The following is a 22,644-nucleotide window of genomic DNA, read 5'->3' on the forward strand; positions in this document are numbered from 1 at the left end:
GGGCGCCGCGCCGGCGGCTCGCCCGGCTGCGCGGCGGCCTGCGCTCCGGGGGCCGCGCGGGCTGGCCCCGCACGCTGCTGGCGGCGGCGGCCGGGCTCCTGATGTGGCCCGCCTTCCCCCCGTTCGACCTCACGCCCCTCGCGCCGGTGGGCGTCGCGCTGCTGACCCTCGCGCTGCGCGGCCTGACGGCCCGCACCGGCGCCTGGCTCGCCTTCGTCGGCGGCGCCGCGTTCTTCATCCCCGCGCTGGAGGGCATCTCCCGGATCGGCCCGGACGGCTGGATCATCCTCAGCCTCGTCGAGGCCGCCTACTTCCTGCCCCTCGGCGCCGGCATCGCGCTGGTCACCCGGCTCCCGGGCTGGCCGGTGTGGACGGCCGCGCTGTGGGTCGGCCAGGAGGCGGTCCGCGGCCGCGTCCCGTTCGGCGGGTTCCCCTGGGCGCGGCTCGCGTTCAGCCAGACCGACACGCCGCTGACCCCGTACGCGTCCTTCGGCGGCGCGCCCCTCGTCACGTTCCTGACGGCCCTGCTGGGCGGGCTCCTCGCCTGCGCCGCCGTGGCCGCCCACCGCGCCTGGGCCCACCGTGCCCAGGCCGGAGCCTCCCAGCCCGACGGCTCCGAGACCGACGGTGCGGACGGGCGGGAGCCGTCCCGGACGCGCCGGGCAATGGTCCCCGCCGCGGTCTGCCTCGGCGCGGTCGGCGCCGCCGTCGCCGGCGGCCTGCTGATCCCCACCCCCGCCTCGGGCCGCCCGGTCACCGTCGCGGTGATCCAGGGGAACGTGCCGCGCCTCGGCCTGGACTTCCTCGGCCAGCGCAAGGCCGTGCTGGACAACCACGTCAAGGCCACCCACGAGCTGGCCGAGGGGGTCCGCGCGGGGCGGTTCGCCAAGCCGGAGCTGGTGGTGTGGCCGGAGAACGCCAGCGACCTGGACCCCTACGCCGAGCCCGACGCCTACACCGCCATCGACGGCGCGGTGAAGGACATCGGCGTCCCCGTCCTCGTCGGCGCCCTCACCGACACCCCCGACGGGGAGAAGGTCGAGAACCGCGGCATCGTCTGGGACCCCCGGACCGGCCCGGGCGACTACTACGTCAAGCGGCACCCCGTCCCGTTCGGCGAGTACCTGCCGTTCCGCGACGTCCTGACCAAGCTGATCACCCGGTTCGAGCGGATCCCGCGCGACTTCGCCAAGGGCGACCGCTCCGGCGTGATGGCGCTCGGGCCGGTGGACATCGGCGACGTGATCTGCTTCGAGGTCGCCTACGACAAGGAGGTCCGCGACGTGGCGCGCGGTGACATCCTGGTCGTGCAGACCAACAACGCCACCTACGGCAAGACCAGCCTGCCGCCCCAGCAGATCGCCATGTCGCGGCTGCGCGCGGTCGAACATGGCCGTACGATCTTGGTAGCCGCGACGAGCGGGATCAGCGCCATCGTCGCCCCCGACGGCCGGATGGTCGACCGGTCCCGGGAGTTCGTCCCCGACATCCAGGTCGCGGCCGTCCCGGCGCGCGCGTCGCGGACGACGGCCGACCGGCTGGGGGAGGCGCCCGAGTGGGCGCTCGCGCTGCTCGGGCTCGGCGCGGTCGGCGCGGCGGTACGGACAGCCAGGAAGAACGAGGGGAATTGACGCCGATGGAGATCCCAGCCGGGCTCGGCCGGGTGCTCGTGATCATCCCGACGTACAACGAGCGGGACAACATCGAGCGCATCACCGGGCGGGTGCGCGAGGCCGTCCCGTCGGTGGACGTCCTGGTCGTGGACGACGCGAGCCCCGACGGGACCGGAGAGGTCGCCGACGCGATGGCGGCCGCGGACGAGCAGGTCAAGGTCCTGCACCGGCAGGGCAAGGAGGGCCTCGGCCCCGCCTACATCGCCGGTTTCCGGTGGGCCGCCGAGCACGGCTACGACGTCATGGTCGAGATGGACGCCGACGGCTCCCACCAGCCCGAGGAGCTGCCGCGGCTGCTGTCGGCGCTGGAGGACGCCGACCTCGTCATCGGGGCCCGCTGGGTGCCCGGCGGCAGGGTGCGCAACTGGCCGAAGCGGCGCGAGGCGCTGTCGCGCGGCGCCAACACCTACGCCCGGGTGATGCTCGGCATCCCGCTGCACGACTCCACCGGCGGCTTCCGCGCCTTCCGCGCCGCGACCCTGGAGAAGATCGGGCTGGAGGGCGTCGACTCGCGCGGCTACTGCTTCCAGATCGACCTGGCGCTGCGGGCCCTGCGGCAGGGCCTGCGCGTGGTCGAGGTGCCGATCACGTTCGTCGAGCGCGTCCACGGGACCAGCAAGATGAGCCGGGACGTGATGGCCGAGGCGGCGCTGCGGATCACCCAGTGGGGGATGTCCGATCGCATCGGCAAGCTCCGCGACCCCCGCTGACGCGCGCCCGGCGCGCCGGGCGCGCGCCGGGAAACGAACGGGGCCGTCCCTGCGTTGAACGGGGGAGAGGCTTTCGACGACCCCGAAGATGGAGACATGCTGCCGCTGCTGATCGTCCTGGCGCTCCTGCTGCTGCCGGTCCTGGAGATCTTCGTGCTGATCCAGGTCGGCGGGGTGATCGGCGTCTGGCCCACGGTCGGGCTGCTGATCGCCGAGACCGTCCTCGGCGCGTGGCTCGTCCGGCGGGAGGGCCGCCGCGCCTGGCGGGCCCTGCAGGAGACGGCGCGGCGGGGCGTCCTGCCCGACCGGGAGGTCGCCGACGCGGCGCTGGTCATGGCCGGCGGCGTCCTGCTGCTGGTCCCCGGCTTCGTCACCGACGTGCTGGGGCTCGCGCTGGTGCTCCCGTTCACCCGCCCGCTCGTCCGCCGCGTCCTGGGCGTGTTCGCGGCCCGGCGGATGCGGGCCGCCGAGGAGCGCGCCGCCACGATGTTCCCGCCCGGCGCCGCCGGGTTCGACCCGTTCGGCCGCGGCCGGGGCCCCGAGCGCGTCGAGACCCCGCCGGGACCGGTGGTCCGCGGCGAGGTCATCGAGGGCGACACGCCCGCCGGGCAGGACGACGCTCCCGCCGGGCAGAGGGACGACAGGCCCTCGCGCGCCTGACCGTCAGGCGTCGCGGGCGGCGAACACGGCGCCGCCCGCCAGCAGGGCCGCGGCCGTGTAGGCGGCCAGCACCCCGAGGCCCTGCCACGGCCCGATCGGCAACCGGTCCACGCCCCGCGTCGCCTGGACGGCCAGGCCCGCCGTCATCGGCGCGGCCTTCGACAGCCGCTCCTGCCAGGCGTCGTCGCCGACGAGCCGGACGAGGACCGGGACGATCCACAGCAGCGCCAGCACCGCGCTGATCGCCGCCGCCTGCTCCCGCAGCACCGTCCCGACGCCCAGCGCCAGCAGGGCGACCAGCACCAGGTACAGGACGGTCCCGGCGGCCGCGCGGGCGGTGGGGCCGTCGGCGAGCGACAGCGGCGGGTAGCCGTTCGCGGCCGTGAAGCCGTTGCCGGGCAGGATGCCCCGCCCCGCCGCCAGCGACGCCAGCACCCCGGCCGTCCCGGCCGCGGCGACCAGGCCCGCCACCACGGCGGCCTTGGCGGCCAGCACCGTGATCCGGCCCGGCACCGCCGCCAGCGTCGCGGTGATCGTCCCTGCGGCGTACTCGCCGCCGACCGCCAGCACGCCGAGGACGACCGCGGCGACCTGCCCCACCTGGACGCCCGACAGCGCCAGCTTCGGCGTGTCCTCCATGCACCCGGCGGGCGTGGCGCAGTGCGCGGTGTCCACGGTCCCGGTGACCGCGGCGCCCACCGCGGCGACCAGGACGGCGAGCGCCGGCGCGAGCAGCGCGGTGCTCGGCACCGTGCGCAGCTTCGTCCATTCGGCGTGCAGCGCGTGCAGCGCGCGCCGGCTCCCGCGTGCCCGACCGGTCATGCGTCCCGCCGCCTGAGCAGCCACGCGGCGGCGGCCAGCGCGACCGCCGTGTAGGCGCACAGCACCCCGAACCCGGCCCACGGGCCGATCGCCCGGTCGAACCGGGCGACGGTCTGCTGGATCGCGAACCCGGCCGCCGGGGTGAGGCGCTCCAGCCACCGCGCCGCCGACAGCGGCAGCCCGGTCGCGACGATCTGCGGGACGAGCAGGAGCAGCAGCACGATCGTGATCGCGGGCGCGCTGCGCCGCACGATCACCGCGACCGCCAGGGAGAACACGGCGATCACGGCGAGCAGTGCGGCCGTGCCGAGGACGGCGCGCAGCACGGTCCCGTTGGCGAGGGACGGCGTCGCCAGCCCGTGCGAGCGCTGCACCGGCCCGGCGAGCAGCACCGACCCGAACGCCGCCGCCAGCCCCGCCGCCAGCGCCGCCAGGCCCGCCACGACCGCCTTGGCGGCCAGCACCCGGCCGCGGCCGGGGGAGGCGGCGAACGTCGTGCGCAGCATCCCGCGCCGGTACTCGGCCGTCACCGACAGCACGGCCACCACCACGATCGCCACCTGGCCGATCAGCACCCCGGCGAGGGTCGCCTTGGCGGTGTCGTCGGCGAACGCGTTGGGCCCGATGTCCCCCACTCCCTTCAGCGCGAACGTCCCGCCGGACCCGGTGCGGCCGTCCAGCGACGGGTCGGCCGCCGGGCCGTCCGTGGCGCCGCGGTCGCGCCACGCGGCGCCCGGCTGCGCCGGCGTCACCGCCACCTGGTCGAAGGTCGCCCGGGTGGCGGAGGGCTCTCCTGAGACGCTCTCCCCGCCGAACATCCGCTGCACCTCGACCTTGTCCGGGGCCGCCACGACCATGCCCGCCAGGGCCGTCTTCGGCAGGCCCTCCAGCTGGACCGACCCGACGCGGCGCCAGTCGCGGCCGTCGGACGAGGCGTAGCCCGTGACGCCCGTCCCGCCGCGGGTCAGCTTGAGCCAGCGCGGCACGGTGCCGGCGCCGCCGTAGGCGCCGCCTGCCTTGTAGCCGGTCTGGAGCCGGACGCCGTGCCCCGGCGTCACCACCAGCGCCGCGTACGGGGTGCCCTGGTCCGCGCTCCCCCTGATCATCAGGCCGGCCTTGGCCCACGCGCCGCCGCCCTCCTGGGAGGTGACGCGCGCGACGATCGAGCCGTCGCCCGCCAGGGGCAGGTAGGTGTAGTGGCCGAGGTCGATGGTCTGGAGCCGCGCCGGGTCGGACGGCCCGTCCCCCGAGCCGGTGGACTCGCTGCCCGCCGCCGACAGCAGCGCCACGAGCACGGCCAGCAGCACCGCCGCCGGCAGGGCCAGCATCCAGCGGCGGACGGTGCGCAGCTTGGTCCACTCGGCGAGCAGCAGCCGCCCGAACCCGTCGCGGGCCTCGGCTTCGAGCGTGCTGCGGTACGAGGTCGCCGCGGCCGGCCCCGGCGTGCTCACAGGGCCTCCTGGACCGGCGCGCTCTGGAACTCCACCGCGTCGCGGGTCAGCTCCATGTAGGCCTCCTCAAGCGAGGCGCGGTGCTCGCCGATGCCGGTGAACCCCACGCCGACCTCGGTGAGCACCACGATGATCCGCTCGGCGGGCAGCCCGGTGACGGTGACCGCGTCCGGCCCGGACGCCGCCACGGTGGCGCCCGCGCGGGCCAGGGCGGTCATGGCCTCGCGCCGTTCGGCGGTCCGCAGCTCGACCCGGCCGCCGGACGCGGCGGACAGCAGGTCCGCGACGCTGGTGTCGGCGACCAGCCGGCCGCGCCCGATCACCACCAGGTGGTCGGCGCCGCCCTCCAGCTCGGCCATCAGGTGGCTGGACACCAGCACGGCCCGCCCCTCGGCGGCCAGCGACCGCAGCAGCCCCCGGATCCAGGTGACGCCCTCGGGGTCCAGGCCGTTGACCGGCTCGTCGAACATCAGCACCGGCGGGTCCCCGAGCAGCGCCGCGGCGATCCCGAGCCGCTGCCGCATGCCGAGGGAGAAGCCGCCCGCCCGGCGGCGCGCCGCGCTCGCCAGCCCGGTCAGCCCGATCACCTCGTCCACCCGCCGGACCGGCAGCCCGTTGGCGTGCGCGAGCCACAGCAGGTGGTCGCGGGCGCGGCGGGCCGGATGGACCGCCGACGCGTCCAGCATCGCCCCGAGCCGGCACAGCGGCGTCCGCAGCGACCGGTAGGGCCTGCCGCCGACCAGCGCGGTCCCGCCGTCGGGCCGGTCCAGGCCCATGATCATGCGCATGGTGGTGGACTTGCCGGCGCCGTTCGGGCCGACGAACCCGGTGACCCGCCCGGGGCCGACCGTGAACGACAGGTCGTCCACGGCGACGGTGGGCCCGTACCGCTTGCGCAGGGCCCGTACTTCGATGGTTGCCTCCATGGACCGGGAGGCTACGGAGCGCCGCGCCTCCGGGTCATCACGCGGGGGAGGAGTCTTCGCGGGCGGGGGCCGGGGGACCGGGCGTCCCTCCCGCGAGGGACGCCGCCGCGGCGCCGTCCGCGCCACAATGGCGTGCGTGGGCGACAGCGACCAGACCGCCGGGCGGGCGCGGTGGCCGGTGGCCGGCGGGTGCCTCGCCCTGGCCGCCGCCGCCGAGGCCGTGTACCGCACCCACGGTTCGGGGGTGGTCCTGTCCCTGGCCCTGGTGGTGGACGTGTGCGCCACGCTCCCGCTGGCGCTCGTCCGCGACCGGGCCTCGGCCGCCGCCGCCGCGATCACCGTGGCGGCGGCCGCGGCGTGCGTCCTGCACCGCGGTGCCGCCGTCGCCGCGCTCGCCGCCCTCGTCACCGTCTGGACGGTCCTGGCGCGCCGCCGCGTCCTGCGGCGCCGCGCCGAGACCGCCGCGCTCGCCGCCTCCCGGCGGGCGTTCGAGAGCACACTGCTGGAGCACACCGCGCGCGGCGAGCGGGCCCGCATCGCGCGCGAGCTGCACGACGTCGTCGCCCACCACATCTCGATGATCTCCGTGCAGGCCGAGACGGCCCGGCTCGCGGTGCCCGGCATGCCGGACGAGGGCGCCAGGCGGCTGCTGGCCATCGGCGACACCGCCCGCACCGCGCTCACCGAGATGCGGCGGCTGCTCGGCGTGCTGCGCGAGGACGCCGGCGCCGAGCCGACCCGCCGCCCCCAGCCCGGCCTGCAGGAGCTCCTCGACCTGGTCGACCAGACCCGCGAGTCGGGCGCCGCGGGCGTCCGGCTGATCGTCGGCGGGCGCGTCGCCGCCCTGGACCCGGGGCTGGAGCTGGCGGTCTACCGGATCGTCCAGGAGGCCCTGACCAACGCCCGCAGGCACGCGCCGGGCGCCGCCGTCGACGTGGAGCTCCGGTACGCCCCGGACGCCCTGCGCGTCAGCGTCCGCGACAACGGCCCCGGGCCCGGGCCCGGCGGCGGCCCGGCCGGGCACGGGCTGCTCGGCATGCGCGAGCGGGCCGCCGCCGCGGGCGGCGACCTGCGCACCGGCCCCGGGCCCGGCGGAGGGTTCCTGGTGGAGGCGGTCCTGCCGCTGGAGGAGGAGCCGTGAGCGTGCGCGTCGTGGTGGCCGACGACCAGGAGGTCGTCCGCGCCGGGTTCGGGGCCCTGCTGGGCACCCAGCCGGACCTGGAGGTCGTGGCGACGGCGGCCGACGGCGCCGCCGCGGTGCGGGTGTGCGGCGAGCACCGTCCGGACGTCGTGCTGATGGACGTGCGGATGCCGGTCATGGACGGCATCGAGGCCACCCGCCGCGTCACCGCCGAGCCGGACCCGCCGCGGGTGCTGATGCTGACCACGTTCGACCTGGACGAGCACGTCTACGACGCACTCGTCGCGGGCGCCAGCGGGTTCCTGCTCAAGGACGTCACGGCCGAGCGGCTGTTCGACGCCGTCCGGGTCGTCGCGGCGGGGGAGGCGCTGCTCGCACCGGCCGTCACCCGCCGCCTCATCGGGGAGTTCGCGCGGCTGCGGCCGCGCCCGCCGTCGCGGGGGCCGGTCCTGGACGCCCTGACCCCGCGCGAGACCGACGTGCTGCGCCTGGTCGCGGCGGGCCTGTCCAACGCCGAGGTCGCCGCCCGGCTGGTCGTCGGGGAGGAGACGGTCAAGACCCACGTCAGCCGGATCCTGCGCAAGCTCGGGCTGCGCGACCGCGTCCAGGCGGTCGTCGCCGCCTACGAGAGCGGCCTGGTGCTGCCCCGCTCGGACAGGTGACCCGCCCGGACCGGGCCGCGGCGCCCGCCTCGGGCATGGCGAAGGCCCGCACCCTCGCCGGTACGGGCCTTCGCTACGAGCCTGTCAGCCGTTCACGCGGACTTCCTGCGTCCCGCTCGCAGGATCTCCAGGCGTTCGGCCAGGACCTCCTCAAGGTCTTCCACGGTCCTGCGCTCCATGAGCATGTCCCAGTGGGTCCGCGGCGGCTTTCCCTTCTTCGCTTGGGGCAGCTCCCCGTCGACCCGCAGGGCCGTGGCGCCGCAGCTGCGGCATTCCCAGGTGATCGGCACCTCGGCCTCGGCTGCGAGCGTCACGGTGAACCGGTGGCCCTTCGTGCAGGTGTAGTCCACCTCTTGGCGAGGGGCCAGATCGGTGTTGCGATCGTTCTCGTAGCTCGTCGCTCCGAGTCGGGTGCCGCGAAGTGCGCGCTCGGCCATCGTCACGTGCCTCCCAGACGGCTTGCGGTCTTGCCCTGACCAACGCTGAACACCCTGCCAAGATTCCCGCGCCCGGGGTGATCCAACCCTGCTGTTTGCGGCCGTACCCAGCCGCCGGCGGGGAACACGCGGCTGGCGCGCTAGTGACGGGATGTCAGGACCGCGTCGATCAGCCCGTAGTCCTTGGCCTCCGCGGCGGTGAAGTAGCGCTCGCGCTCCAGGTCGCGGCGGACGTCCGCGGGGTCGTGCCCGGTGGCCTCGGCGAGGATCGCCTCGGTCTGCCCGCGCATCCGCAGCACCTCCTGCGCCTGGATCGCCAGGTCCGTGGCCTGGCCGCCGGCCGTCTCGAGCGCCGGCTCGTGCAGCAGGATCCGCGCGTCCGGCAGCGCCTGCCTGCGTCCGGGCGAGCCCGCCGCCAGCAGGATCGCCGCGGCCGACCCGGCCTGCCCGACGCAGGTCGTCTCGATCTCGGGCCGCACGTAGCGCATCGTGTCGCAGATCGCCAGCATCGCGGTGATCGAGCCGCCCGGCGAGTTGATGTACAGGGCGATGGGCCGGTCGGGGTCCATCGCCTCCAGCGCCAGCATCTGCGCCGTGACGTCGCCCGCGCTGGTGTCGTCGACCGGCGCGCCGAGGAACACGATGCGCTCCTCGAACAGCTTGCTGTAGGGGTCGGTCTCCTTCCGGCCCTGGCCGGTCCGCTCCTCGAACTGGGGGACGAGGGAGCGCCGTTCCGCTCGTGTCATGTGCCCACCCGGTCGGTGCTGTCGATGACGTGGTCGACGAAACCGTAGTCGCGGGCCTCCTCCGCGGTGAACCACGCGTCGCGGTCCCCGTCGGCCTCGATGCGCTCCAGCGGCTGGCCGGTGTGGAACGCGGTGCGCTCCGCCAGGGTCCGCTTGAGGTACAGCGACTGTTCCGCCTGGATCCTGATGTCGGACGCGGTGCCGCCGATGCCGCCGTGCGGCTGGTGCATCATCACGCGCGCGTGGCGCAGCGCGTACCGCTTGCCCCGCGTCCCCGCGCACAGCAGCGTCTGTCCCATGGAGGCGGCCATGCCCATCGCGACGGTGGATATGTCGTTCGGGACGAACTGCATCATGTCGTAGATCGCCATCCCGGCGTCCACGACGCCGCCGGGGGAGTTGATGTAGAGGGTGATGTCGCGCCGGGCGTCCTGCGCGGCGAGCAGGAGGAGCTGCGCGCCGACCCGGTTGGCGACGCCGTCGTCGATCTCGCTGCCGAGGAACACGATCCGCTGCGCCAGCAGCCGCTCGAACAGCTGGGCGTCCGCCAGTCGCGGCAGTTCGGCCACGCCGGCCCGCGACCTGCCCGCGAACGTCTCGGCCCGCCGCCCGCCGTCCTCTCGCCACGGTTCGCCGTTCACCCGAGCCTCCTTGATCATCTGTACATTTCGTACACTACGTACGGACAGTAATCCAGAAGTCGGAGGACGGCCAGAGGGCGGCGGAGTGTTTCGCTATACGATGAATCACGTGGATGTTCCGGTAACCGAAGCACGCGCCCAGTTCGCGGATCTGGTGAACCGGGTCGCCTACACCGGCGAGCCCGTCCGGCTCACGCGGCGGGGCCGGGTGATGGCCGCCCTGGTCTCCCCGGAGGATCTGGAGCTCCTGGAGACGGTCCGCTCCCAGCGCGCCGACCTGCAGATGGGCGGGACCGTCACGCCCGGGCAGCCGTCCCGTCCCGCGGAGCGGCCCCAGCAGCCGCCGCAGCCGCCGATGCGCATCGCGGCCGAGTACCGCCCGCCCGGCTTCAGGCCCTGACTCCGGTTCCGAGGCCCGTCCGCGGACGGGCGCCGGCGTCGTCCCGGGGACGGACGAGGCCCGCCGCCGCGGCCGCGACGACGCAGAGCGCGGCCGGCAGGAGCAGCGTCAGGCCGAGCGGCATGACGCGGGTGAGCGGGCCGATGACGGCCGGACCTGCGAGCATCCCGAGGTAGCCGAGTCCCGCCACGCGGGAGACGTTGGCACCGGAGGCGGCCCGGTCGTGGTGGCCGGCGGCGCTGAACAACTGGGGGACGGCCCCCGACAGCCCCGCGCCGAGCACGGCCCAGCCGATCAGGGCCGGAGCCTCCCGGGGCGACAGCGCCGCCAGCGCCAGGCCGAACGCGGCCAGGCCGGCGCCGTTGCGGAGGACGGCCACCGGGCCGAAGCGCGCGGCGAGCCGGTCGGCCAGCAGCCGCCCGCCGGTCATGGCGGTGGAGAAGGCCCCGAACGCCAGCGCCGCCGTGCCGGGGGAGGCGTCCAGACCGCGCAGGTGCAGCGCGCTCCAGTCGTTGGCCACTCCCTCGCACAGCATGATCATGAAAGCGAGCGCGGCCAGCCCCCGGATGCGCCGGGGCGTCCGGCGGCGCACCGGCGCGGCGGCGTCCGGCGTAGCGCCGGACCGCAGGAGCGCAGGAGCGGCCGCAGCGCCGATGGCCGTACTCAGGAACGCCACGAGGCCAAAGGTCGCCGCCGGGCTCCAGCCCCAGGTGAGCGTCCGGGCGCCGACCAGGGCGGCCAGGACGCCGCCGAGGGAGAAGGTCGCGTGGAAGGCGGCCATGACGGGCCGTCCGTAGCCGCGCTCGACCTGGACGGCGTGGGCGTTCATGGCGACGTCCAGCGCTCCGTGGCAGGCGCCGAGCAGCAGCAGTGCCGCGCCGAGCGTCCAGGGGCCGGTCGCCAGGCCCGGCAGGACCAGCGCGGCGCCGGCCGCCGCGGCGCTGAGCGGCACCACCCCGCGGGCGCCGGCGCGGTCGGTGAGGGGGCCCGCGATCCGCATCCCGGCGACCGCGCCCGCGCCGAGCAGCAGCAGGAGCCGTCCGAGCACCGCGTGGTCGATCCCGGTCCGGTGCTCGATGGGAGGGATGTGGACGATCCACATCCCCAGCAGGAACCCGGTCAGGGCGAAGTAGGCGAAGGTCGCCAGCCGGGCCGCCCGCGGTGGTCCGGCCGTCTCGGGAGCGGTCATACGAGCCTGACGTCCACGCCGGCGTCCCGCAGGCGGGCGACGGCGGCGTCGGGGGCGGACCGGTCGGTGACCACCATGTCGAGGTCGGTGGCCGGGCAGACGAGGCCGAGGCCGCTGCGGCCGAACTTGGCGCCGTCGCACACGGCGACGACGCGGCGGGCCGAGGCGATCGCCGCGCGCTTGACCGGGACCTCGTCGAGGTCGTGCGCCGTCAGCCCGTGCTCGGCCGACAGGCCGCACACGCCGAGGACGGCGGTGTCGACGCGCAGCGAGGAGAGCGAGGCCTCGGTGAGCGGCCCGGTGAACGCCAGCGCCCCGGGCGTGGTCCGCCCGCCCGGGACCAGCAGCCGGATCTGCGGGGCCCCGCTGAGGGCGTTCGCGGAGTGCAGGTCGAGGGGGACGACGGTGAGCCGCCGCCCGGCGATCGCGTGGGCGACGGTGAGGGCGGTGGTGCCGGCGTCCAGGACGACGGCCTCGCCGTCGGTGAGGAGCGCGCCGACCTCGGCGGCGAGGCGCCGCTTGGTCTCGGCCGCCTCGTGCTCGCGGACGGCGAAGGGCATCGCCTCGCCGCGCAGCAGCAGGCTCACCGCCCCGCCCCGCACCCGGCGCAGCACGCCCCGCTCGGCGAGCAGGTCGAGATCGCGCCGGATGGTCATCTCCGAGGCGCCGGTCTCCTCGGCCAGTTCCGTCACGCTCACCCGCTCGGTGGTTCGCAACCGCTCGATGAGCATGTCCACCCGTTTCGAACTTTCCATGTGTTCAATCAAGCAGTTTTGGTGTTAGGTAGTCAACCGAGACCTCGGGAGGCCCCATGACATGGATCGTGTTCGACTATGCGGGTGTGATCAGCGCGTCCCCGCCCGTGGGCGCCGGGGCGCTGCTGCCCCGGACGGTGGGTGCGCCGCCCGCGCGGTTCTGGCCGGTGTACTGGGCGCACCGGCGGGACTACGACCTGGCCGCCGTGACCGCCGCGGAGTTCTGGCGGCGTGTGTGCGGCCGGCTCGACGTGCCGGTGGACGACGACCTGATCCACGTCCTGGTGACCCTGGACGTGCGCACATGGGCGCACGTCAACGAGGACACCGTCGCCCTGCTGAGGGAGCTGGCGGAGCGGGGCACGCCGCTCGCCCTGCTGTCGAACGCGCCCGTCGAGCTCGCCCGCATGGTGGACGGACGGCCCTGGGCGCCGCTGTTCCGGCACCGGCTCTACAGCGCCGACCTGGGCCTCGCCAAGCCCGCGCCGGAGATCTTCCACGAGCTGACCGGGCGGCTCGGCGCGGCCCCGGACGAGGTGGTCTTCGTCGACGACCGCGAGGAGAACGTGCGGGCGGCCCGGATGCTCGGCATCCGGTCGGTGCTGTTCACCGGCGTGCCGGGGCTGCGCGCCGAACTGGCCCGCGTCGCCGGGGCGGACGGGGTCAGGGCAGGGCGGCGGGCGGGGTCTCGTACGGCCACAGGCCGCGGGACGCCATCACGTCGCGGAGGGTGACCAGCTCGTCGGTCATGATGCCGTCGATGCCGAGGTCCAGGAGGCGCTTCATGGCGGCGGCGTCGTTGACCGTCCACGCGTGGACCTGGAGCCCGAGCCGGTGGGCGTGCTCGATGAACGCCTCGGTGACGAAGGGCACCGGGCCGAGGCCGTAGGGCACCTGGGCGCAGGCGACGCCGGTGGCGGCGAGGCGGACGAGCTTGGCGGTGGGCCCGCCGATGGACTTGGCGCGCAGCGCCATCAGGCCCCGCGGGCCGAGCGCCATGCACACCTCGTGGTCGGTGTACTGGGGGAGCCGGGCGCGCATCTGCGCCAGCCGGCGGGTGGAGAACGAGGTGATGCACACCCGGCGCCAGGCGTCGGTGCGGCGCAGCGTCTCGGCGAGCGGGCCGATGACCGGGGCGTCCTTCAGGTCGATGTTGACGCGCGCCTCGGGGAAGGAGCCGAGGACGTCCTCCAGGCGGGGGATGGGCTCGGTGCCGCCGATGAGGGCCTTGGCGACCTCGGCGTAGGGGAGCCGGGCGATGGCGCCGGTGCGGTCGGTGACGCGGTCGAGGGTGCGGTCGTGGAAGGCGACCACGACCCCGTCGGCGGTGGCGTGGGCGTCGGTCTCCAGGTAGCGGTAGCCGAGGTCGGTGGCGCGCTGGAACGCGGCCATCGAGTTCTCCGGGCGCTCGGCCGCGCCGCCGCGGTGGGCGAAGGGGATCGGGCCGGGATGGTCGAGGAATTCGAACGAGCGCCGCACCCGTCCGATTATGGCCGACCTCGCCGCCCGTCTTGACCTTACTGCGTAAAGGGCGGGGGCGGGAACGCCGGTGCTAGCGTCGGCGCGGCGAAAACCGATCAGCAAGGAGAACGCGGACATGGCGGACGTGAACGACTACAGGGCGACGTTCGAGCTGGTGGACGTGGACGGCGACGGCTACATCTCGACGGCCGAGCTGAAGAACTTGATGAGCCGGCTGGGGCAGGACGTCACCGACACCCGCGCCGTGGAGGTGGTCGTGGCCGCCGACGCCAACCGGGACGGGAAGATCTCCCTGGAGGAGTTCACCGCGCTGATGGAGCGCACCTCGTCCCGGTGACGGCGGCGGCCGCGCGGGTCAGCGGGCCCGGCGCCGCAGCTTGAGGGCGTTGTCGGTGCGGGTCATGGTCCGCCCGTCGGGTGCGGTCTGGACGCGTTCGTGCTCGTCGCTGCGCAGGACCTCCCATTCGCCGTCCGGCAGGCCGAGGGAGTCCAGGACCTCGTCGGGCGTGGGCAGGTGCACCCCGGGGTGGGCGCCGGGGTCCCACGGCGGGGGCCCGGCGTGCCCGACGACGAGCAGGATCCCGCCGGGCGCGACGGCTGCGGCGGCGGCCCGCAGGACCTCCTCGCGGGGCATGTCGGCGGGGGAGTGCAGGAACTGCGCCGACACCAGGTCGTAGGACCCTTCGGGGAAGGAGGCGGCGAGGTCGCGGCGCTGCCAGTCGACGCGGTCGGCGACGCCGGCCTCCTCGGCGTGGCGGGCGGCGCGCTCGAGCGCCACCCCGGAGATGTCGGCGGCGGTGACGCGCCAGCCCCGCCGCGCGAGCCAGACGGCGTCGGCGCCTTCGCCGCATCCGAGGTCCAGGGCGGTGCCGGGCTCCAGCCCGGCGGCCTCCTGGACGAGGACGGCGTTGGGCTCGCCGCTCCAGATGTGGTGGTGCTCGGAGTAGCGGGAGTCCCAGTACTCCTGGTGGGTGGTGGTGTCGTCCATGCTCCGATGGTGCGCGGCGACCGCGTCCGGCGGCGAACTGCGTTGCCGTTTCGGCAAAGCGGGCAGGACGAGCGCGACCAGGACGGCCGGAGCCGCGGCGACGGCGTAGCACGCCGGGAGCGGCAGCACGTCCAGGGCCGCGCCGGTGGCGGCCGTGCCGCCGGAAGCGCCGAGGTTCAGCGCGGTGTTGACCCAGGCCACGGCGCGGGTCCGGGCGCCGGGCGGCGCGCCGGCGTCGGCGAGGAGGTAGGCGGTGGTCAGCGTCGGTCCGACGAACAGTCCGGCGGCGGCCGCCGCCGCGGCCAGCACGGCGACGGAGGGGGCGAGCCCCGCCGCGGCGAGGGCGAGGCCGAGCGGGCACGCGAGCACGGCGAGCCGGCTGCGTCCGGGCGCGGCCCGGCTCAGCGCGCCGTAGGCGAGGCCGCCGAGGGTGCTGCCGGCGGCGACCGCGGCCTCCACCCAGGCGACCGCCGCGGGCTGGTGGTGGCGCTCGGTGAAGGCGACGGCCAGCAGGCCGGTCGAGCCGAGGACGACTCCGGTGGCGGCGGCGGTGAGGGCCGGCGCGAGCGGGAACACACGCACGCGGGCCGCGCGGCGGCGCAGTGCCGGGCGCGGGGCCGCCGGGGAGGCGACCATGCCGAAGGTCCCGGCGGCGATGAGGACGGCGCCGAGGGCGACCCCGAGGGACGGCGCGGCGACCGCGGCGAGCAGGCCCGCCAGGAGCGGGCCGGTGACGAAGACCAGCTCTTCGGAGACGGTGTCGAGGCTGTAGGCGCGGCGCAGGAGAGGGCCCTCCGGGAGGAGGCCGTTCCACAGCGTCCGCATGACCACGCCGACCGGGGGTGCGGTGACCCCGGCGGCGGTGGTCAGGACGCCGAGCAGCGGGACGGGCGCGTCGGGCCGCGAGGTGAGGACGGCGAGGGCGGCGAGGAGGAGGGCGTAGGCGGCGGCCATCGGGGGCAGGGCGCGGCGGGGCCCGTGCCGGTCGATGAGGGCCGCGCGCACCGGCGACACGACCGAGACGGTGAGGCCGAGCAGGGCCAGCAGCCCGCCGGCCTGGGCGTACGAGCCCGTGGTCGCGGTGAACGCCAGGGTGAGGGACAGGTAGACGGTCCCGTAGGACAGCCTCCCCAGAAAGGCGAAGGCGAAGGTGCGGGAGGCGTGGGGGGCGCGCAGCACGGCCGCGTATGACGCTGTCATGGAGTCGGTTCCTCAGGAAGGCCCGGGGGCCGGTTTACGGGGACGCCGGAGGCCGCCGCGGCATCAGCGGCGGCGGGGGCGTCCTACGCAAAGATGAGGAACCGCATGCCGTGATCGTAACGCGTGCGCGGCCGGTGGGAGATCCCGCCGGCGCATGTCGGGGCCCCTGGTTCATGCGCCAGGCCGGATACCGGACCCGGAGGGTTCGAGGTCCGGCGGCCCGGCGAGGGCGGGAGCGCTGAGGGGAGGCCGCGAGCGGGGCGTCGTGCGGCGGGACAGCAGGACTCCGGCCAGTGCGGCGGCGAGGCCGGCCAGCCCGGCGGCGGCGAAGCCGCCTCCCGGAGCGGTGAGGTCGATCGCCGTGCCGGCGGCGGGGGCCCCGAGGGCGAAGCCCGCGCTCAGCGCCGAGGACTGCAGGCCCGTGGCCTCGCCGCGCACGCCGGCGGGCGCGAGGCGGCTGACGGCGTCGGCCACCGTGGACAGCGTCGGGGCGGCGAGCAGGCCGGCGCCGGCGCCGGCCGCGCACAACCAGCGCCAGTCGTGGGCGAGCCCGGCGGGCACGGTCGCCAGGCCGAGCAGGCCGAGCAGCAGCCACGCGGGCAGCGGCCGGGGGAGCGCGCCGTACACCAGGCCGCCGGCGACGGACGAGACGCCGTAGACGGCCACGACCACGGCCGCCCAGGAGACCTGGCCGGCGTCTTCGAGGGTGGCGACGATGGCCAGGTCGGTGGCGCTGAGCAGCATGGTGGCGCCGAACGCCGTCACCAGCGTCGCGATCATGCTCGGGGTCAGCCACTCCCGGCGAGGAGGGCGGCCGACCGCGGCGGCGTCCGCTTCGTCCCCGGTCCGCAGGGGCGGGTCGAGCAGGGCGATTCCCACCGCGCCCGCCAGCATCGCGGCGCCGACGCCCCACGCCACCAGGCCGGGGGACGCCTTCGCCGCACAGAAGATCACGATCGGGGGGCTCAGCATGTACGACAGTTCGCCCTGCACCGATTCCAGCGCGAACGCGGCCTGGCGCTGCCCCGCCGTCGTCATGGCGGCGATCGCCTGCCTGGTGACCAGGGGGACCGGCACCATGAGCAGGCCCGCCGCGAAGGCGGCGCCCAGCAGGGCGCCGTACGGCAGGACCGGCACGCTCAGCCAGAAGACGGCCTGCACCGCGGCGGTGGTCAGCAGGACGACCCGCGGCCCCCGCGTGTCGATCACGCGGCCGAGCAGCGGCCCGCCCAGCGCCATCCCCGTGCTGACGGCCGCCGCGACGCCTCCCGCCGCGGCGTAGCTCATGTCCAGACCCAGCACGACGTACATCGTCAGCGCCATCACGTCGGCCGTGATCGCGGCGCGGGCGAGGAACGCGATGCCCAGCAGTGGTGCCATCCTCGGCACGGCGAGCACCTGTCGGTAACCGGTCACCCGCGCGACGCTAGATGATCTGTCCTGGCCATAGGAAGCGGTTAATCCGCTTGACCCGACATAATGGCTCCTTATGGCGAGAGATCTCGAGATCGCGTTGCTGCGGTCGTTCGTCACCGCAGTCCGGGCGGGCAGCATCAGCCGCGCCGCGACCGCGCTCGGGCAGACCCAGCCGGCGATCAGCCAGCAGCTGCGCAGGCTGGAGAGCACCGTGGGCCGTCCGCTGCTGCACCGGTCCGCCTCGGGCGTCGCGCCGACCCGGGCGGGTGAGGAGCTCCTGCCCTACGCCGAGCGCATCCTCTCGCTGTCCGCGCAGGCGCTCACCGAGACCGTGCGCGCGCTCACCGGCCGCTGCGGCGTCGGGCTTCTCGAGGACCTCGCCGCGTCCCGGCTCTCACAGGCCCTCGCCGACCTCGCCCGGCTGCACCCCGGCGCGACGCTGGAGGTGCTCAGCCTCTCCAACGCCGCGATGCGGGAGGCCTACGACGCGGGCCGCGTCCAACTCGTGCTCGACGTGATGCCGTGCGTTCCCGGGCCGCCGCGCTGGACGGTGCGCCGCCCGCTGGTCTGGGCGGTCGGTCAGGGCGTGGACGTGGCCGCGGACCCGCTGCCGGTGGTGCTGTTCTCCAACCCGTGCTCGTGGCGTACGGCGGTTCTGGAGACGCTGGTGCGTTCCGATCGGCGCTGGCGGGTGGCGTTCGAGAGCAACGGCCTGGCGGGCGTGCTGGCAGCGGTGCGAGCCGGCCTCGGCGTCGCGGCGCTCATGCCCGCGAACCTGGAGCCGGCCATGGCCTGCCATGACGCGGACGCCCTGCCCGCCCTGCCGGACGTCGAGTTCGGTCTTGTCCGGCACCCGGCGACCGACGATGATCCCCTGGTCGATGCGGTGGAGACCGCACTCCGACGCATGATCTGACGACCGCCGCGGGCCGGCGCCCCGGCTTTCGGCCGCCTAGGCCCGGCTGCCGGTGGGGGTCAGGCGCTCCATTCGCGTCGGCGGGCCTCGGCGAGGGCGATGGCGGTGGCGACGGCGACGTTGAGGGAGCCGACGCGTCCGACCTGGGGGATGTAGGTGACGGCGTCGGCGGCGGCCAGCAGGGCGGGGGAGCAGCCGTGGTCCTCGCTGCCGATGGCGAGGCAGACGTCCCCGCCGAGGGGGGCCTCGTGCAGGGGCACGGCGTCGGTGGTCAGCTCCACGGCGACGAGGCGCAGGCCCTCCTTGCGGACGGCGGCGGCGGCCTCGGCGGCGGTGCCGGCGTGCTCCCAGGAGACGAGGCGGTCGGTGCCGAGGGCGGTCTTGGCGACGTTGCGGTGGGTCGGGGGCGTGGCGTTGCCGGCGAGCCACAGGTGCTCGACGCCGAACACGGCGGCGCTGCGGATGATCGAGCCCATGTTGAAGGGCTGGGTGACCGATTCGATGAGCAGGCCGAGGCGGGCCTCGGTGCGGCGGCGCCAGTCGCGGTTGAGGCGCTTGACGTCGGTGGCGCGCAGCTGGCGGCGCCCCTGGGCGGGGTCGGGGGTGCTCATCGGGTGTGGCCTTCCGTGCGGGACGCGACGCGCAGGACGCGGTAGGCGGATCGGGAGGCGATCCGTTCGGTGGGGAAGCCCTGGCCGGTCAGCCACTTCTGCAGGGAGTCGGAGCCGAGGTGCTTCTGGACGACGAGGTGGGCGAGGCCGCCGGGGGCGAGGCGGGGGAGCCAGGTGAGGAGGAGGTCGTGCAGGGCGGCCTTGCCGATGCGGATCGGCGGGTTGGACCAGATCGCCGCGAACCGCAGCTCGGGGTCGACCTCGTCCGCCAGACTGAACCTTACATTGTCAAGGCCGGCGGTTTTGGCATTCTCCTCGGCGAGCCCCAAGGCTCGCTGATTCACATCCACTCCAAAAACTCTCGCCTGGAGCGAACGCTTGGCCATGGTGATGGCGATGGGGCCGTATCCGCAGCCGAGATCGAGCAGGTCTCCGGTCGCCGGGGGCGCGGGGACGGTCTCCAGCAGCACGCGGGTGCCGGGGTCGACGCGGTCGGGGGAGAACACGCCGCTGTCGGTGGCGAGCCGCAGGTGCAGGTCCGGCAGGACGAGGTCGACGGTGCGGCGGCGGCTGGCGGCGTCGGGCCGGTCGGCGAAGTAGTGTTCCCCCACGTCGGCCGACCGTATCAGCGTTCGGGGGCCGCGCGAGCCGTCAGGGGAGGCGCGAGAACCAGACGAGGGAGACGCCGCCGGCGGCGAAGGCGAACAGCAGCGCGATGCCGACGTAGCGGGCGGCGACGTCGCGGTGCTCGGTCCGGAAGCCGAGGGAGGTGCCGATGTTGGCGTAGACCTCGCGGAGCTGGTCGGCGTCGGCGGCCTCGTAGGCCTTGCCCTCGGTGCTCTCGGCGAGGCTCTTCAGGGTCTCCTTGTTGACCGAGACGCTGGTGGTCTCGCCTTCGATGTCGACGGTGCCGTAGGGGGTGCCGAAGGCGATCGTGGAGACCGGGACGTGCGCGACGCGGCTGGCGTCGATGGCCTCCTGCACCGAGCGGCCGGTGGTGTTGTCCCCGTCGGACAGCAGGACGATGTGGGCGGGCGGCGGGTCCTGGCGAGCCTGGGCGTCCAGGGACCGGACGGCCTGCAGGGACGTGAAGACGGCCTCGCCGATGGCGGTGCGCTTGGCGAGGACGAGCTGGTCGAGGGAGGCGACGGCGGCGTCGCGGTCGGCGGTCGGGGCGGCGATGAGGTTGGCGCTGCCGGCGAAGGCGACGACGCCGACGTTGAAGCGGCGGGGCAGGTCGCCGATGAACCGCTTGGCGGCGGCCTTGGCGGCGTCGAGGCGGCTGGGGGTGACGTCCCGGGCCATCATGGACAGCGACACGTCGACCGCGACCACGATGGTGGCGCGGTCGCGGGGGACCTTGACGGCGGTGGCGGGCCGCGCGAACCCGAGCATCATGAGGGCGATCATGATGAGGAACAGGACGGCGGCGACGTGCCGGCGCCAGCCGGGGCGGCGCGGGGCGACCTGGGACAGCAGGGCGAGGTTGGTGAACCGGACGGCGTACTGCCGGCGGCGCAGTTGCATCAGCAGGTAGGCGGCGGCCAGGGCCGGCAGGAGGCCGAGGAGCCAGAGGCGTTCGGGTGACAGGAAGGTCATGGGCGCACTCCCGCGGTGGTGACGGGCCGGCCTGCGGCGCGGCGCTGGCGGAGGGCGAAGCGGGCGACGTCGGCGATCCAGTCGCGGTCGGTGCGCAGTACGAGGTGGTGGGCGCCGCAGCGGCGCAGTGCGGCGCGGGTGCGGTCGCGCTGGGCGGCGGCCGCGGCCGCGTACCGTTCGCGGACTCGGCGGCTGAGGACGATCTCGTGGACGGTGCCGGTCTCGGGGTCGGTCATCTCGACGAGGCCGACGTCGGGGAGGTCGAGTTCGCGGGGGTCGATGATCTCGATGGCGAGGACCTGGTGGCGGGCGGTGAGGCGGCGCAGGGGGCGTTCCCAGGCGGGTTGGCCGTGGGGGCCGTCGGGGGTGGGGTCGGCGCCGTCGGGGGTGAGGAAGTCGGAGATGACGACGCGCAGGCCGCGGCGGGTCTGGCCGCGGTCGAGGGCGGCGATCGCGGCGGCGAGGTCGCGGGGCGGGGCGGTGGCGGTGGTGCGGCGTCCGGCGGTGTCGTCGACGGACTGGGCGTCGAGGACGGCCTGGAGGAGGGCGTACAGGGCGGCTTTGCCGGTGCGTGCGGGCCAGCGGCGCATGCCGTCGTCGTGGAGGAGGTAGGCGCCGACGCGGTCGCCGAGGCGGACGGTGAGGAAGCCGACGGCGGCGAGGGCGGCGACGGCGAGGTCGCGTTTGATCATGGTGCCGGTGCCGAAGTCCATGCTGGGGGTGAGGTCGACCAGGGCCCAGGCCTCGAGTTCGTGGTCGGCGATGAGGTCGCGGACGTGGGGGGTGGTGGTGCGGGCGGTGACGGCCCAGTCCATGTGGCGGACGTCGTCCTCGCCGGGCTGGTAGAGGCGGGCTTCGGCGAGTTCGGTGCCGGGGCCGGGGAGCAGGCCGAGGTGCTCGCCGTTGAGGAGGCCGTCGAGGCGGCGGGTGACCTGGAGTTCGAGGCGGCGCAGGGTGCGTTCGGGGGCGAGGTGGGCGAGTTTGCCGCGGGGGTGAGCCGAGCGGAGCTCGTCGTTTGATTGGTGGTGGGCGGGGGCTGGAGGACGGGGGGCCGAGCGGAGCTCGTCGTTTGATTGGCGGTGGGCGGGGGTTGGAGGACGGGCCGTCATGCGGTGGTCACCGCTGCGGCGCCGTGGTTCCAGACGACGCGGGGCGGGGGGACGGCGGCGAGGATCTGGCCGATGACGTCGGCGGTGTCGACGCCGTCGGCGAGGGCGTCGAAGGTGAGGACGATGCGGTGGGCCATGACGTCGCGGGCGACGGCGCGGACGTCGTCGGGCAGGACGTAGTCGCGTCCGGCCAGCAGGGCGAGGGCGCGGGCGGCGGAGGCGAGGCCGAGGGTGGCGCGGGGGCTGGCGCCGATGTCGATGACGCCGCGCAGGTCGGGGAGGCGGTACTGGTCGGGTTCGCGGGTGGCCATGACGAGCCGGACGATGTAGTCGGCGATGAGTTCGTGGACGGAGACCTCCTCGGCGGCGCGCTGGAGGCCGGCGAGGCGGTCGGTGTCGAGGATCTGGGCGGCTTCGGGCGGGTCGACGCTCATGCGCTGGAGGATCTGGAGTTCCTCGTGGGCGGCGGGGTGGTGGACGTCGACCTTCATGAGGAAGCGGTCGCGCTGGGCTTCGGGGAGGGGGTAGACGCCTTCGGACTCGATGGGGTTCTGGGTGGCGAGGACGAGGAAGGGGCGGGGGAGGGGGTAGGTGTTGCCGCCGAGGGAGACCTGGCGTTCGGCCATGACCTCCAGGAGGGCGGACTGGACCTTGGCGGGGGCGCGGTTGATCTCGTCGGCGAGGACGAAGTTGACGAAGACGGGGCCGAGTTCGACGTCGAACTGCTCGGTGGAGGGGTGGTAGATGCGGGTCCCGACGATGTCGGAGGGGACGAGGTCGGGGGTGAACTGGAGGCGGGCGAAGGTGCCGCCGACGACGCGGGCGAGGGTGCCGACGGCGAGGGTCTTGGCGACGCCGGGGACGCCTTCGAGGAGGCAGTGGCCGCGGGCGAGGAGCGCGACGATCATGCGCTCGACCATGTGCTCCTGGCCGACGATGACCTTCTTGACCTCGGTGAGGGTGGTCTGCAGGAGTGCTGCGGCCTCGTCGACGTCGGTGGCGGCGATGGTCATGTGGGTGTCCCTCACTTGTCCGTCGTGTGCCCTGTCATCGTGCGTGGTGGTGGTGCGGCGCGGGCGCCTTACGACCCTACGCGATCACTTGTACCCG

The 22,644-nt window shown here is 75.2% G+C and carries 25 protein-coding genes; 9 read left to right on the top strand and 16 right to left on the bottom strand.

What is annotated here, in order from left to right; all coding sequences use genetic code 11:
• From lnt to ABWI07_RS41220, 3 genes are all read left to right on the top strand, one after another.
• Nucleotides 1-1,631: apolipoprotein N-acyltransferase (gene lnt / locus ABWI07_RS41210; protein WP_353821870.1), on the top strand; the 1,631-nt coding region annotated here is incomplete at its 5' end.
• Nucleotides 1,632-1,636: 5 nt separating this feature from the next.
• Nucleotides 1,637-2,383, top strand: coding sequence for a polyprenol monophosphomannose synthase (locus tag ABWI07_RS41215; RefSeq protein WP_149258312.1), 747 nt, complete (start codon nucleotides 1,637-1,639; stop codon nucleotides 2,381-2,383).
• A gap of 96 nt (nucleotides 2,384-2,479) precedes the next feature.
• Nucleotides 2,480-3,043 (top strand): FxsA family protein, encoded by a 564-nt coding sequence (locus tag ABWI07_RS41220; protein ID WP_353821871.1) that lies wholly within the window; start codon nucleotides 2,480-2,482, stop codon nucleotides 3,041-3,043.
• Nucleotides 3,044-3,046: 3 nt separating this feature from the next.
• Here ABWI07_RS41220 and ABWI07_RS41225 read toward each other — a convergent pair whose 3' ends face one another.
• From ABWI07_RS41225 to ABWI07_RS41235, 3 genes are read right to left on the bottom strand one after another with little or no spacing between them, the layout of a single operon-like run.
• Entirely contained in the window at nucleotides 3,047-3,865 is an 819-nt protein-coding gene (locus ABWI07_RS41225; protein ID WP_353821872.1) for an ABC transporter permease subunit, read from the bottom strand.
• On the bottom strand, nucleotides 3,862-5,316 hold the full coding sequence (locus ABWI07_RS41230; RefSeq protein WP_353821873.1) for a DUF1349 domain-containing protein: 1,455 nt from the start codon (nucleotides 5,314-5,316) through the stop codon (nucleotides 3,862-3,864). The genes ABWI07_RS41225 and ABWI07_RS41230 overlap by 4 nt, the downstream gene beginning before the upstream one ends.
• On the bottom strand, nucleotides 5,313-6,242 hold the full coding sequence (locus ABWI07_RS41235; RefSeq protein WP_353821874.1) for an ABC transporter ATP-binding protein: 930 nt from the start codon (nucleotides 6,240-6,242) through the stop codon (nucleotides 5,313-5,315). The genes ABWI07_RS41230 and ABWI07_RS41235 overlap by 4 nt, the downstream gene beginning before the upstream one ends.
• A 136-nt stretch (nucleotides 6,243-6,378) precedes the next feature.
• Between ABWI07_RS41235 and ABWI07_RS41240 the strand changes: the two genes are divergently transcribed.
• Together ABWI07_RS41240 and ABWI07_RS41245 are read left to right on the top strand one after the other, a co-directional pair.
• Nucleotides 6,379-7,383 carry a sensor histidine kinase gene (locus ABWI07_RS41240; protein WP_353821875.1) on the top strand — a complete coding sequence of 335 codons (1,005 nt, stop codon included), beginning with the start codon at nucleotides 6,379-6,381 and terminating at the stop codon, nucleotides 7,381-7,383.
• Nucleotides 7,380-8,045, top strand: coding sequence for a response regulator (locus ABWI07_RS41245; RefSeq protein ID WP_149258317.1), 666 nt, complete (start codon nucleotides 7,380-7,382; stop codon nucleotides 8,043-8,045). Before ABWI07_RS41240 ends, ABWI07_RS41245 begins: the two co-directional genes overlap by 4 nt.
• A 92-nt stretch (nucleotides 8,046-8,137) precedes the next feature.
• On the opposite strand, the gene ABWI07_RS41250 is transcribed toward ABWI07_RS41245, so the two are convergent.
• From ABWI07_RS41250 to ABWI07_RS41260, 3 genes are all read right to left on the bottom strand, one after another.
• On the bottom strand, nucleotides 8,138-8,482 hold the full coding sequence (locus ABWI07_RS41250) for an RNA polymerase-binding protein RbpA (protein ID WP_149258318.1): 345 nt from the start codon (nucleotides 8,480-8,482) through the stop codon (nucleotides 8,138-8,140).
• Between the two features lie 140 nt (nucleotides 8,483-8,622).
• Nucleotides 8,623-9,228 (bottom strand): ATP-dependent Clp protease proteolytic subunit, encoded by a 606-nt coding sequence (locus tag ABWI07_RS41255; protein ID WP_149258319.1) that lies wholly within the window; start codon nucleotides 9,226-9,228, stop codon nucleotides 8,623-8,625.
• A complete protein-coding gene (locus tag ABWI07_RS41260) occupies nucleotides 9,225-9,797 on the bottom strand; it encodes a ClpP family protease (RefSeq protein ID WP_235036721.1) in 573 nt (190 codons plus the stop codon). The genes ABWI07_RS41255 and ABWI07_RS41260 overlap by 4 nt, the downstream gene beginning before the upstream one ends.
• A 181-nt stretch (nucleotides 9,798-9,978) precedes the next feature.
• Between ABWI07_RS41260 and ABWI07_RS41265 the strand changes: the two genes are divergently transcribed.
• Entirely contained in the window at nucleotides 9,979-10,269 is a 291-nt protein-coding gene (locus tag ABWI07_RS41265; protein ID WP_200841752.1) for a type II toxin-antitoxin system Phd/YefM family antitoxin, read from the top strand.
• On the opposite strand, the gene ABWI07_RS41270 is transcribed toward ABWI07_RS41265, so the two are convergent.
• Together ABWI07_RS41270 and ABWI07_RS41275 are read right to left on the bottom strand one after the other, a co-directional pair.
• Nucleotides 10,259-11,458 (bottom strand): MFS transporter, encoded by a 1,200-nt coding sequence (locus ABWI07_RS41270; RefSeq protein ID WP_149258322.1) that lies wholly within the window; start codon nucleotides 11,456-11,458, stop codon nucleotides 10,259-10,261. The two genes, ABWI07_RS41265 and ABWI07_RS41270, sit on opposite strands and share 11 nt — an antisense overlap.
• Nucleotides 11,455-12,213 (bottom strand): DeoR/GlpR family DNA-binding transcription regulator, encoded by a 759-nt coding sequence (locus tag ABWI07_RS41275; protein ID WP_149258323.1) that lies wholly within the window; start codon nucleotides 12,211-12,213, stop codon nucleotides 11,455-11,457. Before ABWI07_RS41275 ends, ABWI07_RS41270 begins: the two co-directional genes overlap by 4 nt.
• Nucleotides 12,214-12,269: 56 nt before the next feature.
• Here ABWI07_RS41275 and ABWI07_RS41280 point away from each other — a divergent pair, with 56 nt between their 5' ends.
• On the top strand, nucleotides 12,270-12,947 hold the full coding sequence (locus ABWI07_RS41280) for an HAD family hydrolase (protein ID WP_149258324.1): 678 nt from the start codon (nucleotides 12,270-12,272) through the stop codon (nucleotides 12,945-12,947).
• Here ABWI07_RS41280 and ABWI07_RS41285 read toward each other — a convergent pair.
• Nucleotides 12,877-13,692, bottom strand: coding sequence for a glycerophosphodiester phosphodiesterase family protein (locus ABWI07_RS41285; RefSeq protein ID WP_353821876.1), 816 nt, complete (start codon nucleotides 13,690-13,692; stop codon nucleotides 12,877-12,879). The two genes, ABWI07_RS41280 and ABWI07_RS41285, sit on opposite strands and share 71 nt — an antisense overlap.
• A 118-nt stretch (nucleotides 13,693-13,810) precedes the next feature.
• Here ABWI07_RS41285 and ABWI07_RS41290 point away from each other — a divergent pair, with 118 nt between their 5' ends.
• The gene (locus ABWI07_RS41290; RefSeq protein WP_149258326.1) at nucleotides 13,811-14,032 is read left to right on the top strand and encodes an EF-hand domain-containing protein; all 222 of its coding nucleotides are present in this window, start codon (nucleotides 13,811-13,813) and stop codon (nucleotides 14,030-14,032) included.
• Nucleotides 14,033-14,050: 18 nt separating this feature from the next.
• Here the strand turns inward: ABWI07_RS41290 and ABWI07_RS41295 are convergent, their stop codons facing one another.
• Together ABWI07_RS41295 and ABWI07_RS41300 are read right to left on the bottom strand one after the other, a co-directional pair.
• Nucleotides 14,051-15,883, bottom strand: coding sequence for a class I SAM-dependent methyltransferase (locus ABWI07_RS41295; protein WP_235036662.1), 1,833 nt, complete (start codon nucleotides 15,881-15,883; stop codon nucleotides 14,051-14,053).
• Between the two features lie 171 nt (nucleotides 15,884-16,054).
• On the bottom strand, nucleotides 16,055-17,299 hold the full coding sequence (locus ABWI07_RS41300; RefSeq protein ID WP_353821877.1) for an MFS transporter: 1,245 nt from the start codon (nucleotides 17,297-17,299) through the stop codon (nucleotides 16,055-16,057).
• A gap of 73 nt (nucleotides 17,300-17,372) precedes the next feature.
• Between ABWI07_RS41300 and ABWI07_RS41305 the strand changes: the two genes are divergently transcribed.
• Nucleotides 17,373-18,215, top strand: coding sequence for a LysR family transcriptional regulator (locus ABWI07_RS41305; RefSeq protein ID WP_149258327.1), 843 nt, complete (start codon nucleotides 17,373-17,375; stop codon nucleotides 18,213-18,215).
• 59 nt (nucleotides 18,216-18,274) lie between these two features.
• Here ABWI07_RS41305 and ABWI07_RS41310 read toward each other — a convergent pair whose 3' ends face one another.
• The 5 genes from ABWI07_RS41310 to ABWI07_RS41330 are packed head-to-tail and all read right to left on the bottom strand — an operon-like array spanning nucleotide 18,275 to nucleotide 22,547.
• Nucleotides 18,275-18,826, bottom strand: a complete 552-nt coding sequence (locus ABWI07_RS41310; RefSeq protein ID WP_149258328.1) for a TrmH family RNA methyltransferase — start codon at nucleotides 18,824-18,826, stop codon at nucleotides 18,275-18,277.
• Nucleotides 18,823-19,437 (bottom strand): class I SAM-dependent methyltransferase, encoded by a 615-nt coding sequence (locus ABWI07_RS41315; RefSeq protein ID WP_353821878.1) that lies wholly within the window; start codon nucleotides 19,435-19,437, stop codon nucleotides 18,823-18,825. The genes ABWI07_RS41310 and ABWI07_RS41315 overlap by 4 nt, the downstream gene beginning before the upstream one ends.
• 40 nt (nucleotides 19,438-19,477) lie before the next feature.
• Nucleotides 19,478-20,425 (bottom strand): VWA domain-containing protein, encoded by a 948-nt coding sequence (locus tag ABWI07_RS41320; RefSeq protein WP_149258330.1) that lies wholly within the window; start codon nucleotides 20,423-20,425, stop codon nucleotides 19,478-19,480.
• Nucleotides 20,422-21,534 (bottom strand): DUF58 domain-containing protein, encoded by a 1,113-nt coding sequence (locus ABWI07_RS41325; protein ID WP_353821879.1) that lies wholly within the window; start codon nucleotides 21,532-21,534, stop codon nucleotides 20,422-20,424. Before ABWI07_RS41325 ends, ABWI07_RS41320 begins: the two co-directional genes overlap by 4 nt.
• Nucleotides 21,531-22,547: an AAA family ATPase gene (locus tag ABWI07_RS41330; RefSeq protein ID WP_353821880.1), complete on the bottom strand. Its 1,017-nt coding sequence runs from the start codon at nucleotides 22,545-22,547 to the stop codon at nucleotides 21,531-21,533. Before ABWI07_RS41330 ends, ABWI07_RS41325 begins: the two co-directional genes overlap by 4 nt.
• Nucleotides 22,548-22,644: the final 97 nt, after the last annotated feature.

Source organism: Actinomadura sp. NPDC000600 (assembly GCF_040492135.1).
Taxonomy (GTDB): domain Bacteria; phylum Actinomycetota; class Actinomycetes; order Streptosporangiales; family Streptosporangiaceae; genus Spirillospora.

Excerpts from the sequence above, each read along its gene's own strand:
- ABWI07_RS41215 (WP_149258312.1), top strand. The coding sequence starts at position 1,637 with ATGGAGATCCCAGCCGGGCTCGGCCGGGTGCTCGTGATCATCCCGACG.
- ABWI07_RS41220 (WP_353821871.1), top strand. The coding sequence starts at position 2,480 with ATGCTGCCGCTGCTGATCGTCCTGGCGCTCCTGCTGCTGCCGGTCCTG.
- ABWI07_RS41225 (WP_353821872.1), bottom strand. The coding sequence starts at position 3,865 with ATGACCGGTCGGGCACGCGGGAGCCGGCGCGCGCTGCACGCGCTGCAC.
- ABWI07_RS41235 (WP_353821874.1), bottom strand. The coding sequence starts at position 6,242 with ATGGAGGCAACCATCGAAGTACGGGCCCTGCGCAAGCGGTACGGGCCC.
- ABWI07_RS41250 (WP_149258318.1), bottom strand. The coding sequence starts at position 8,482 with ATGGCCGAGCGCGCACTTCGCGGCACCCGACTCGGAGCGACGAGCTAC.
- ABWI07_RS41255 (WP_149258319.1), bottom strand. The coding sequence starts at position 9,228 with ATGACACGAGCGGAACGGCGCTCCCTCGTCCCCCAGTTCGAGGAGCGG.
- ABWI07_RS41270 (WP_149258322.1), bottom strand. The coding sequence starts at position 11,458 with ATGACCGCTCCCGAGACGGCCGGACCACCGCGGGCGGCCCGGCTGGCG.
- ABWI07_RS41275 (WP_149258323.1), bottom strand. The coding sequence starts at position 12,213 with ATGGAAAGTTCGAAACGGGTGGACATGCTCATCGAGCGGTTGCGAACC.
- ABWI07_RS41280 (WP_149258324.1), top strand. The coding sequence starts at position 12,270 with ATGACATGGATCGTGTTCGACTATGCGGGTGTGATCAGCGCGTCCCCG.
- ABWI07_RS41290 (WP_149258326.1), top strand. The coding sequence starts at position 13,811 with ATGGCGGACGTGAACGACTACAGGGCGACGTTCGAGCTGGTGGACGTG.
- ABWI07_RS41295 (WP_235036662.1), bottom strand. The coding sequence starts at position 15,883 with ATGACAGCGTCATACGCGGCCGTGCTGCGCGCCCCCCACGCCTCCCGC.
- ABWI07_RS41305 (WP_149258327.1), top strand. The coding sequence starts at position 17,373 with ATGGCGAGAGATCTCGAGATCGCGTTGCTGCGGTCGTTCGTCACCGCA.
- ABWI07_RS41310 (WP_149258328.1), bottom strand. The coding sequence starts at position 18,826 with ATGAGCACCCCCGACCCCGCCCAGGGGCGCCGCCAGCTGCGCGCCACC.
- ABWI07_RS41320 (WP_149258330.1), bottom strand. The coding sequence starts at position 20,425 with ATGACCTTCCTGTCACCCGAACGCCTCTGGCTCCTCGGCCTCCTGCCG.
- ABWI07_RS41325 (WP_353821879.1), bottom strand. The coding sequence starts at position 21,534 with ATGACGGCCCGTCCTCCAACCCCCGCCCACCGCCAATCAAACGACGAG.
- ABWI07_RS41330 (WP_353821880.1), bottom strand. The coding sequence starts at position 22,547 with ATGACCATCGCCGCCACCGACGTCGACGAGGCCGCAGCACTCCTGCAG.